This window comes from Okeania sp. SIO3B5 (genome assembly GCF_010692555.1).
Lineage (GTDB): Bacteria > Cyanobacteriota > Cyanobacteriia > Cyanobacteriales > Microcoleaceae > Okeania.
In genome coordinates this window covers 1-11,622 of sequence record NZ_JAAHHG010000207.1, presented here as the reverse complement: position 1 = coordinate 11,622, position 11,622 = coordinate 1, and the positions used below count along the sequence as shown (strand labels likewise).

At 37.1% G+C, this 11,622-nt stretch carries 6 protein-coding genes; 3 read left to right on the top strand and 3 right to left on the bottom strand.

Annotation, left to right across the window (positions count from 1 at the left end; translation table 11 throughout):
- Nucleotides 1-1,215: 1,215 nt before the first annotated feature.
- Entirely contained in the window at nt 1,216-1,341 is a 126-nt protein-coding gene (locus tag F6K54_RS23840) for a hypothetical protein (protein WP_293082867.1), read from the bottom strand.
- A gap of 187 nt (nt 1,342-1,528) precedes the next feature.
- Between F6K54_RS23840 and F6K54_RS23835 the strand changes: the two genes are divergently transcribed.
- The gene (locus F6K54_RS23835) at nt 1,529-3,055 is read left to right on the top strand and encodes a tetratricopeptide repeat-containing serine protease family protein (RefSeq protein ID WP_293082864.1); all 1,527 of its coding nucleotides are present in this window, start codon (nt 1,529-1,531) and stop codon (nt 3,053-3,055) included.
- 150 nt (nt 3,056-3,205) lie between these two features.
- Here the strand turns inward: F6K54_RS23835 and F6K54_RS23830 are convergent, their stop codons facing one another.
- Together F6K54_RS23830 and F6K54_RS23825 are read right to left on the bottom strand one after the other, a co-directional pair.
- A complete protein-coding gene (locus F6K54_RS23830; protein WP_293082861.1) occupies nt 3,206-4,888 on the bottom strand; it encodes a hypothetical protein in 1,683 nt (560 codons plus the stop codon).
- Nucleotides 4,881-5,057: a hypothetical protein gene (locus F6K54_RS23825; RefSeq protein ID WP_293082859.1), complete on the bottom strand. Its 177-nt coding sequence runs from the start codon at nt 5,055-5,057 to the stop codon at nt 4,881-4,883. The genes F6K54_RS23830 and F6K54_RS23825 overlap by 8 nt, the downstream gene beginning before the upstream one ends.
- Nucleotides 5,058-5,615: 558 nt before the next feature.
- Between F6K54_RS23825 and F6K54_RS23820 the strand changes: the two genes are divergently transcribed.
- A complete protein-coding gene (locus F6K54_RS23820; protein WP_293082856.1) occupies nt 5,616-7,841 on the top strand; it encodes a collagen binding domain-containing protein in 2,226 nt (741 codons plus the stop codon).
- Nucleotides 7,842-9,207: 1,366 nt separating this feature from the next.
- On the top strand, nt 9,208-11,622 hold a 2,415-nt coding region (locus F6K54_RS23815), incomplete at its 3' end, for a TIM-barrel domain-containing protein (protein ID WP_293082853.1).

Below are 11,622 nucleotides of genomic sequence, written 5' to 3'. Positions count from 1 at the left end.
AGCAAAAACTCCTATTGCGACATACGCAATAAAACCGTTAGCTGCTGAAAATGGAACTAAGCAAAAACTCCTATTGCGACATACGCAATAAAACCGTTAGCTGCTGAAAATGGAACTGAGCAAAAACTCCTATTGCGACATACGCAATAAAACCACTAGCTGCTGAAAATAGAACTGAGCAAAAACTCCTATTGCGACATACGCAATAAAACCGTTAGCTGCTGAAAATGGAACTGAGCAAAAACTCCTATTGCGACATACGCAATAAAACCGTTAGCTGCTGAAAATGGAACTAAGCAAAAACTCCTATTGCGACATACGCAATAAAACCGTTAGCTGCTGAAAATGGAACTGAGCAAAAACTCCTATTGCGACATACGCAATAAAACCACTAGCTGCTGAAAATAGAACTGAGCAAAAACTCCTATTGCGACATACGCAATAAAACCACTAGCTGCTGAAAATAGAACTAAGCAAAAACTCCTATTGCGACATACGCAATAAAACCACTAGCTGCTGAAAATAGAACTAAGCAAAAACTCCTATTGCGACATACGCAATAAAACCGTTAGCTCTTAAAAAGAGGAAAATATGAACTTCAGAATTGTTTATGGAATTTTGTGCATTTTGATTCCTGCTTAAATTGTTGATTTTTCTGTCTGAGTGGTGAATTATAGCAGTCGCCATTTTTGACTTATGAAATAGCTGCAAACTTCGGAATATCAATAATAAATAATCAAACTTCTTCCTTCTGCTATATCAAATATGGATTTCAAAATTGTCCATTGACTTTTGTTAATTTTAATTCCTATTTAAATTCTTGATTTTCCCTCTGAGTGCTGAATTATCAAATATGGATTTCAAAATTGTCCATCGACTTTTGTTAATTTTGGTTCCTACTTAAATTCTTGATTTTTCCATCTTCCATCTTCCTTCTGCTATGGAATTTCATAAATGTTGATTCCTAATTAGGGTTTGCGCTCAAAAGTATGAGTGGTAGGGGTAGGAGCCAGAATCGGTGAATCGGTGAAGTCAGGAGGAATGGGAATTATAGAAGAAGTAGTTAGAAGAATCGTAAAAGTGATTTTCTACCCCTCGAAATGCCGAAAATCTTAGATTTTTGAACCATTACTACCTAAAAGCTGGTACTCCCTTAGTACCTGAAAAGGGTAAAACCAAAACCAGTCAAGACGCGTGATATTTATTCAGCAAACCCTAATTAAGTTCTTGATTTTTCCATCTTCCATCTTCCATCTTCCATCTTCCTTCTGCTATGGAATTTTGTAAATTTTGATTCCTAATTAAATTCTTGATTTTTCCCTCTGAGTACTGAATTATCAAATATGGATTTCAAAATTGTCTATCGATTTTTGTAAATTTTGATTCCTACTTAAATTCTTACTTCTTACTTCTTGCTTCTTACTTCTTGCTTCTTACTTCTTACTTCTTACTTCTTACTTCTTGCTTCTTACTTCTTACTTCTTACTTCTTGCTTCTTACTTCTTACTTCTTACTTCTTACTTCTGCTATGAACTTTAAACATTATCTACGGACTTTTGTGAATTTATTATTCCCAATTAAACCCTTACTTCTGACTTCTTCTCTCTTACTTTTTCCTTCTACAGCAATTATTTCCATACAACCTGCTGCTAAAGCTTTAATGGCAGATGAAATTAATCAAATTGCCACAGAATTTACAGTATTAATTGATTCAATAAATCCAGCTTCTGGCGTAATAATTTCTCGTAAAAAAGACACTTATTATGTTTTAACTGCCAAGCACGTTGTAGAAACCCAAGATGAATATGCAGTTATTACCAAAGATGGAGAAAGACATAAAATTGATTATCAAAGAATAATTAAATTACCAGCAGTAGATTTAGCACTTTTAGAATTTCAGAGTCATCAAAAGTATCAAATCGCTACTTTAGCTGATTATGATTATAAAGCCGAATTTCGCCATATTTTTGTGTCTGGTTGGCCTGCATCGAGATTACCTTTTTCCCAAAGAGAACCTTTATTTAGTCCGGGATTATTAATTAATCAAGATTATGAATTAGCTTTTATCAAAGACCCCGTTTCTAATGGTTATGAACTTTTTTATAACAATATTACTGAGTTAGGTTTGAGTGGCGCACCTATTTTAGATACTCAAGGAAGAGTAATTGGAATTCATGGTGCTTCTGAAGGTACAAAAATTTATGATGAAAAATCTAATTCAGTGGAGAGAGTGAGTACTGGTTTTAGTTATGGAATTCCCATTAATACCTTTTTACAGTTAGCAGATAAGTTCAATATGAGATTAAATCTTCAGTTGGAAAATTCACCTCCACGACAACTAACTCAAAAAGAAGCTTTTTCTATAGAAGCTTATTTAAAAGTTCCAGAAACAACAGATATTTCTAGTGCAGCAGCATGGGCAAATCGTGGCAATCATTTGTATAGGTTGGAGAGATTTGAAGAAGCACTAATAGCTTTTGAACGTGCAATAAAAATCAGAGAAAGTTTTTATCCTGCTTGGTATGGAAAAGGAAATGTATTATCAGCTTTAGGTAGACATGATAGAGCAATTGATGCCTATAAAAAAACAGTAAAAATTAAACCAAATTTTTATTTAGCTTGGCGAGACAAAGGCGCTTTATTAGCTTATTTAGACCGACCTCACGACGCATTAATATCTTTTAATCAAGTAATTAGATACAAGTCAGATGATTTTGTAGTTTGGTATCTGAGAGGAAATATTTTAACAACACATTTTCAGGAATATAAAGAAGCGATCGCTGCCTATAATAAGGCAATTCAATTAAAGTCTGATTTTGTTGATGCTTGGCTGGGAAAAGGGAAAGTTCTTTATCGTTTAGAGCGTTATCAGGAAGCTAGAGAAGTGGCTCAAAAAGCGTTGAAACTTAAGCCTAACGATCCAGAAATTTCTAGTTTTTTAAATGCTCTAGATAAAAGAAGTTTACCGCCAGACTCTGTTGAATGGAAGCCAAATCAAAACCAAGTAGAAATAAGAAATTATCCTCCCAGAAGACCACCTAATTTATTATGGTAATTAATATATTATAGTAGGGAGTAGTAGTACGGAATATTATTCCGTATTTTTGATTCTATAAAATCAACAATCATATCTCAATCATCAAATTTTAATATCCTATAGATTAACCCACAAATATCAAAGATATTATGACAAATGCGAACTAAATTATATAGCTATTTTGTTGGGTTTTTCTTCTAGTCTTGAATCTTGTAATTCAATGTTTTGCACTACTGTTTTTGCAACAGCATTAGTATTTGATTTATTATTAGCAAAAAAATTCGTTCTAACACCAGCTAATGTGGCAGCCAGAAGCATTGAGGCAGTATCAAATAAACCAATTGCACTTATAATTTTGTCATTATTATTCACAGGTATGCTAATACTAGCATTAGTTGCAATTTCTGTAACTTGCCTTTTAATATCAGCATATTCTATAAAATTCTGCTCAGGAAGTTTGCTTTGTTTGTTTTCTCTAGTTGGTATTGCAACAGGGCTTCCTTTTAGCTCAATGCCTAAATCTCCTTGGTGGAAATTTTCTATTACAACGCCCCAGTCGCCTACATAAATTACTATTGTATTGGGTTCTGGAGAATAATAAACATCATATATTTCTCTAGCTCTAGAATTAGCTGCAAAATCATATGAATGGTATATTATTCCACCTTGGCTTCGCGTATCAACAGTTTTCTGGTAATTAAGTTCTGTTAGCTCCTCGCCGTTTAAAATTACTTTGCCGCTACCATCTTTATTTTCAATATATGTTGTTTGAGAATATTCATCAGATTTAACGGTAACACCTTCCATTTTTGCTAGCTTGGGCGAAGATAAGTCATATATTATTTCTTTTTTCTCTAACATTGGTTTGCCGAAACCTATGCCTAAGTCTGTGTTTACTTCAGCAAATTCAGCAATTTTTTTGTCAAATTCCGAGATTATATTTCTCTCACCAACTACAACACCTAATATTGGTAAAATATTTTTTAGTGTTATATCTTTTACAATTAATTCGCCATCATTTTTATATAAGCTGAATTTCTCATTTAAATCAAAATTTTCGCCCTTATCTAATTTTTCTTTAACAAATTTCCTACCACCACGTAGCACGAATTCCGTTTCCGCAAATGGCATAGTTCTATAGCCTTGTAACACTTCCTTAAATTCTTCGGCATATATTTCAGATAACTCACTTCTACTAGGTTTATAATAACCATATTTTTTCCATTTATTTTGGTCTACGGCTGTTACCTTATGATTACTAGCATACGCAATAGCTTTTTCATATCCTTCTATTGAATTAATTCGATAAATTTCAATATAATCATCTTTTTTAGTCATTGTTAAAATGCCAAAACCGGTGCCAACAATATACGTTTCTCCTTCTACTAAATTTCTTTGAGCTATATCTGCTACCTTTTTCTTCACATCATTTTGTATTGCCTTAGCAATTTTATTTAGAAAATTTTTATAAAAATCAGGCCATTTATCTGAATCTGTTACAAATTCACCAGTTTTTTTCAATCCTTCTATACATAAAAAAGCAACTGCATTTGGCATTAATACTCTACTAGCTAATTTATCACCAATTGCCAAGGTGGCAGGTACAAGATAAGCTTCTTTAGCTGCATTTATGAAATGGGCAATTTTTTCTTCTGACTTATCAACAACAAAACCCTTATATACTTCTGATGCTGCGGTGAAATATCCCAAAAACTTAGAACCATCTCTTGCTAGTACCATCATTGTTTTTGCATCTCTTTGAGAAATATATGTTTGTAATTCCCAATCAACAATTCTTTGTCCTATATCTTGTATTATAGCTATTGATAGATTTTCAGTTGTGTTACCCATTTTTTGCTTTTTGCTCAATATATTTTACAAACACCATGCCTTCCATTATTATTTTGGTCAACTTAAAAAAGGTGCAAATTTCAAAAAATAACACTATCATGCCAATTGCTGGTTCTTTTGCTACTAATAAGCCAAATTCTCTAATCGGTATCCACCATTTATATATCATAATTATGATATGTAATTAAAGAAGAGGCTATCCATAATATATCTAGCATTTACCATTTCATTGATGTAGCAGTCTTACCTGAAAAAAACCGGAACATTATTACGTATTTTTGATTCTATAAAATCAACAATCATATCTCAATCATCAAGTTTTAATATCCTATAGATTAACCCACAAATATTAAGGATATTATGACAAATTTCTCATGGCTTTTTAAAATTATTAACCTACCACCTACAACTTTCTTCAAGGTTTATTTAGGTATAGCAGTCGAAGGAAAGGTTAGGACAGATCAAAAGCTTAAAACTCAGACAACGTAAGATTTTTCCTTCTTCCTTCTTCCTTCTTATTTCTTCCTTCTGCTATATCAGTAATAAAACTGAGTTATCTATCCGGATTTATCAACATAGTTCAGAATTGTAAATTGAGACTTGCAGATGGAACTATTTTTAACTAGATTTTGTGCACAAAAATCTTTTTCTCAAATCAAGAGGATTAACTACACCAAAAAATAACATTCAAGAATATAGATACCCTCTATAGTGAAAGGAGTGATATATGACGAAATTAATAGCAGAAAAAGAAGAATTATTGGAAGTAACAGAAATAGAAGCATCTCAATTTAATACCACAGGTAATATCAGTGGCTTAAAATTCAATGACACTAATAGTAATGGTCGATTAGATCCAGACGAATTTGGCTTATCTAATTTCACAATTTACTTAGATATTAATAACAACGGTTTCCTCGACTTCAACGAACCTGCCAATATTACCAATAATTTCGGAGGTTATTTATTCAATAACTTACCACCTAATATTTATACAATCAGAGAAATTCAGCAACCAGGTTTTAATCAAACTACTCCCACTCCAATTGTTAATATAACTCCAGGTAGTAATCTGACAAATATTAATATTGGTAATATTGGCAATGTTAGTAACCGGGGTCAAATTAGCGGCACGAAATTTAATGATACAAATACTAATGGAATATTAGAAGAAGGAGAATTGGGTTTATCAGATATTACTTTATATTTAGACCTCAACCAAAATGGATTCTTAGATGAGGGAGAACCTCCCACTATTACTGGTATTAATGGCGAATTTTCTTTCCTAGATTTACCTCCTAATACTTATACTTTGCGAGAAGTTTCTCCACCAGGTTTTGCTTCAACTACTCCCGACCCAATTTTAAATGTCACTCCGGGAAGTAATCTGACAGTTAATATTGGAAATGTAAGTGACCGGGGTCAAATTAGTGGCACGAAATTTAATGATACTAATAATAATGGAATATTCGACCCTGGAGAGTTGGGTTTATCAGATATTACTTTATATTTAGACCTCAACCAAAATGGATTCTTAGATGAGGGAGAACCTCCAACTATTACTGGTGTTAATGGTGAATATTCTTTCCTAGATTTACCTCCTAATACTTATATATTGAGAGAAGTTTCTCCACCAGGTTTTGCTTCAACTACTCCCGACCCAATTTTAAATGTAACTTCGGGAAGTAATCTGACAGTTAATATTGGAAATGTAAGTGACCGGGGTCAAATTAGCGGCACGAAATTTAATGATACGAATGCTAATGGAATATTAGAAGAAGGAGAAGTAGGTTTATCAGATATTACTTTATATTTAGACCTGAATCAAAATGGATTTTTGGATGAGGGAGAACCTCCAACTATTACTGGTATTAATGGTGAATATTCTTTCCTAGATTTACCTCCTAATACTTATATATTGAGAGAAGTTTCTCCACCAGGTTTTGCTTCAACTACTCCCGACCCAATTTTAAATGTCACTCCGGGAAGTAACATTACAGATGTCAATATTGGGAATGTAAATAATCGTGGTCAAATTAGTGGCACGAAATTTAATGATACGAATAATAATGGAATATTCGACGATGGAGAATTGGGTTTAGCAGATATTACTTTATATTTAGACCTCAACCAAAATGGATTTTTGGATGATGGAGAACCTCCGACTATTACTGGTATTAATGGTGAATTTTCTTTCCTAGATTTACCCCCAGATACTTATATATTGCGAGAAGTTTCTCCACCAGATTTTGATCAAACTACTTCCGACCCAATTTTAAATGTCACTCCGGGAAGTAACATTACAGATGTCAATATTGGGAATGTAAATAATCGTGGTCAAATTAGTGGCACGAAATTTAATGATACGAATAATAATGGAATATTCGACGATGGAGAATTAGGTCTATCAGATATTACTTTATATTTAGACCTCAACCAAAATGGATTTTTTGATGAAGGAGAACCTCCGACTATTACTGGCATTAATGGTGAATATTCTTTCCTAGATTTACCCCCAGATACTTATACAATTAGGGAAAATCAAGCCCCCAATTTTGACCAAACTACTCCCGATCCAATTATTAATGTAACTCCAGGAAGTAACATTACAGATGTCAATATTGGCAATGTAAGTAACCGAGGTGAAATTAATGGGATTAAATTTAATGATGGAAATGCTAATGGAATATTAGAGCCTGGAGAAAATGGTTTAGATAACTTCACCTTGTATCTAGATTTGAATAACAATAGTCTCTTAGATATTGGAGAACCTGTAACTATAACTGATGAATTTGGTTTCTATTCTTTTGAGGATTTACCTCCCAATACTTACACAATACGAGAAGTACAAAAATTTGGTTTCTCTCAAACTACTGTAGATCCAGTTGTTGATGTAACTCCAGGTAGTAATATTAATGATGTCAATATTGGCAATTTTGGTGAATTTTTCTAAGCTCTGCTTTATAAAACCCCCGATCGCATCTTTGCCTGTGATTAAATTTTTGAGTTATGGGTTGGGAGTGGAATAGGGGTAATACAAAAAAAGCTTGAAAAATACTCTCCTACTCCCCCAGGGCAAACGCATCTAAATTCTGGAACCTTCTACGGTTAAGCTTTAGAGAAGTGATAAGTATAAATACTCATAATCCTAACATCCTTGCCCTGTTATATCATGTTCGGATAATCACTTATAGAACCCATTTGAGATCTATATAATTGTGGTAGTCAAGTCTTTTCGCGCATCAATTTTGAGAAAAAATCATCTGAAGAAGTGTTGAATTTTTTGTATTATCTCTCCCCACATCTTCTCTCTTCCCTCTTACCTCCTGTCTCCTGTCTCCTGTCTCCTGACTCCTAGCTCAAAAAAACTTGATCGGGACTTACGCAAAGACACTATGTATAGAGTCCAGTAACTATTGTCCAATAGTTAAAAGTACTATATATAGCGTATCTGCGTAAGTCCTATTGATATTTATGAAGATACCAAATGGGTTCTATAAAAAAACTTTATCCCTTTTAACCCTTTCTTCCCTTCTGCCTCCAGCTCCCGCTGCCTTCTGCCTTCCTTCCTCCAAAGTGTAAGTATTCAACCGAACATGATATTAGGACTTCAAAATAAGATGCGTTTGCCCTGTTTACTTCCCCATGAAGTTGTCTAAAAAATCATATTAACTTCTCCATGAAGTTGCCTAAAAAATCATATTAACTTCCCCATGAAGTTTTGGGGTTGTATTTTTTTTTTGGTGCAAGTTATGGTTAGTAATAACTCAGAGAACAACATTCAAAAGAAGTATTTTCTTTGTGCAACTATTATGAAATTCTCGCAGCCTAATTAGGGTTTGCGGAAAAAGTCTTATGGTGATGATAGGGAAAAGAGAACAGTGGTGCGAACAACGCATTTCAAATATAGGTAATATTCCCTCTCTGGCAACTATTATTTACGTTCGCGGAGGGTGGCGTCAGCCGTATCACTATTCTGTTAGTTCATGATTGTTGGTGTTGGCAGCTATAATAATTGCCTTCCCCATCATATTGAGTGGATACCTTCTCGCCTGATTCTACCTTCATAGTCAAACGTCAGTTTGCTTAATATGTCCTTATGTGTGACTCACGCAGAGTGGATTGTCATTGCCAAAAAGGGTAACTATAAGTGTTGAATAATTATCACAAAAACCAGTTCTTGCTGGAACAAAGATACGATGTCTGCCTTTTTGGTTAGTTTACCTTTCAGTATTTATACCAATTGACTTTTTGGCATACCCGTCAAACGGTTACGTTGTTTTCAGACCGTAAATAAGCTTGAATATAAGGTCAATAGAATGAGCGAAATCAACTATACGTTCGTACAAGTAAACGAGTTTACCCCTGCCGATGGGCATTGGACAAGTATAGGCAAAATTGCCGAGTGGTCTTACGACAGTAAGGAGAACTCGTTTCTCCTGACAGCCGCAAACAACGGCGTTTCTGTCAAAATCTACATCCTCGGTCCGGCTGCTTTCCAAGTTCGGTTTAATCCCCGGTCTTCGGATTACTCAACCAACAGCTCCTACGCTGTCGTCAATCGCAACTTAGGCGACACCGCAGTGAACTACCAAGAAACCGTGATCGACGGCGCTCGGGTCCTAAACATTGTCCTCGATAAAATTACCTTGCGCATTGGTCTCGAACCCTACGGAATTGCCGTTTACCGGGGGTCCCAGGTCATCAATCAAGATACCTACGACTACAATCTTGTTTATATTCCCGGTCAAGAAGTTACTGCTTGTTTCAAGTCGGTTATTCCGGGAGCGGGTTACTACGGTTTTGGTGAAAAAGGAGGAGTTAATCTCGACAAGAACTTCTCCACCATGACCTTCTTCAACTATGACAACTTTGAGTACAACGGACCTAACGAAGCACAAGGGGACTTCTACCCGGTGATTCCCGCAAACAATGAACCCGGCCCCCTTAACGTCAGCGAACCCCTCTACAACTCCACACCCGTTTTACTAGAATGGAACCCCAGTCCGCCGAAAACCGGTGATTTCGGCGGCAGTCCCTACGCCTACCTGATCTTCCACGACAACCCTGGTCAAAGCTACTACAACCTCCAAAGCAACGACTATACCGACAATATGCATGGTCGGTATTACTTCGGGGCTTTGTATGGGGAAATGAGCTACTATTTCATGGCAGGGGATGATATTGCTGGGGCACTCAAGCAGTACATCACTCTGACAGGGGCTTTTAGTGGGAACACTGGCTCCACCGGACTGGCTATGCCGCCGATGTATGCCCTCGGCTTTCAGCAAGGGTGTTACGGCTACTACGATCGGGGTCGTCTCTTAGCTGCCGCTTACGGCTATCGTGCCAATAAGTTTCCTATTGATGGCTTGCACATCGATGTAGACTTTCAAGACAACTACCGTACCTTTACCGTTAGCAATCTCAAGTTCCCTCAGGTCGGTGAGATGTTTCAGGAACTGCATGAGAACGGCTTTAAGTGCAGCACCAATATCACGGGCATCATCACCACCAACCCCGAAAACGATCTGGGCGAAACAAAACCCTATTGGGGTCTAGAGTCGGGCTACAGTCAAGATGCTTTCGTTCACAACGAGTTTGCTCCCCCACTTAGCGATCTCGAATCGCGCGCAGTAGAATTTGCCAAGGCTGCCTGGGAATGTACCAAAGATGCTAAAGAGAATCCAGATAAAGCCGAGAAATGTATCGCCAACAATCCACTCCTCGCTAAGGCATACGCCAAATATGCCAAGGAACATCCCGATCTAGATAAAGTCGAAGTCCTCCAACAATTCGCTATCAACGCCCAATACTTCGTCGCGAACGAAAACTACGGTTGCAATACGGGTTTCAACCCTTATCCATCCCCCAATCCGCCTTACGATCCCGGTTGTAGCGGACAGCCCAATCATACGCCCTTGGGAACCTACGGTCACTATCCAGACATGGGCAAAGAATCTGCTAAAGAATGGTGGGGCGAACAGTATAAGTTTTTGATCGACCAGGGACTGGATATGATTTGGCAGGATATGACCTGTCCTGCGGTCGTTCCCAGTGCTGACGGTGACGCTCATTATAAGACCTTGCCGCTCAACATCATGATGACGTACTTGGACGGTACGAAACAACCCAACGCCACGTTCCATAATGCATTTGCCATCAACTTAGTTGAAGCGACGAACGCGGGTTTGACCAAAGTCAAGGAACAGTTGCCGGACGGTCATTACAACAAGGACAAACGCAACTTTATCGTTACTCGTGGTGGATATGCAGGTACCCATCGTCACGCCGCGTATTGGACGGGGGATTCAGCTTCTTCTTGGGACTTTTTGAAGATTAACATCCCCGAAGTGCTGAATTGGGGAATGTCCGGTCAGCCCTTTTCGGGTTGCGATATCGGCGGTTTTGGCAGTTGCGGGGACACCCCAGGAGGTGAGGTACTGGGAGCAGGAGTCATACAAGGCGGTCAACCTTCCCCGGAATTGCTGACTCGGTGGATGACGATGGGGGCTTTTTTACCTTGGTATCGCAACCATTACAACGGTTACACCAAGGCATTTCAAGAACCTTACAACTATGTCCACGCTTACCCCGAAAACGATCTGGGGTATCAGGTGATGGTTGCCTGTCGCAAGTACGTCCGCATTCGCTATCAGCTCCTGCAACTGTTCTACGACAAAATGTATGAATGGAGGGAGACGGGGGTGCCGCTGTGTCGGGCGCTATTTTTA

Excerpts from the sequence above, each read along its gene's own strand:
- F6K54_RS23830 (WP_293082861.1), bottom strand. The coding sequence starts at position 4,888 with ATGGGTAACACAACTGAAAATCTATCAATAGCTATAATACAAGATATA.
- F6K54_RS23820 (WP_293082856.1), top strand. The coding sequence starts at position 5,616 with ATGACGAAATTAATAGCAGAAAAAGAAGAATTATTGGAAGTAACAGAA.
- F6K54_RS23835 (WP_293082864.1), top strand. The coding sequence starts at position 1,529 with ATGAACTTTAAACATTATCTACGGACTTTTGTGAATTTATTATTCCCA.
- F6K54_RS23825 (WP_293082859.1), bottom strand. The coding sequence starts at position 5,057 with ATGATATATAAATGGTGGATACCGATTAGAGAATTTGGCTTATTAGTA.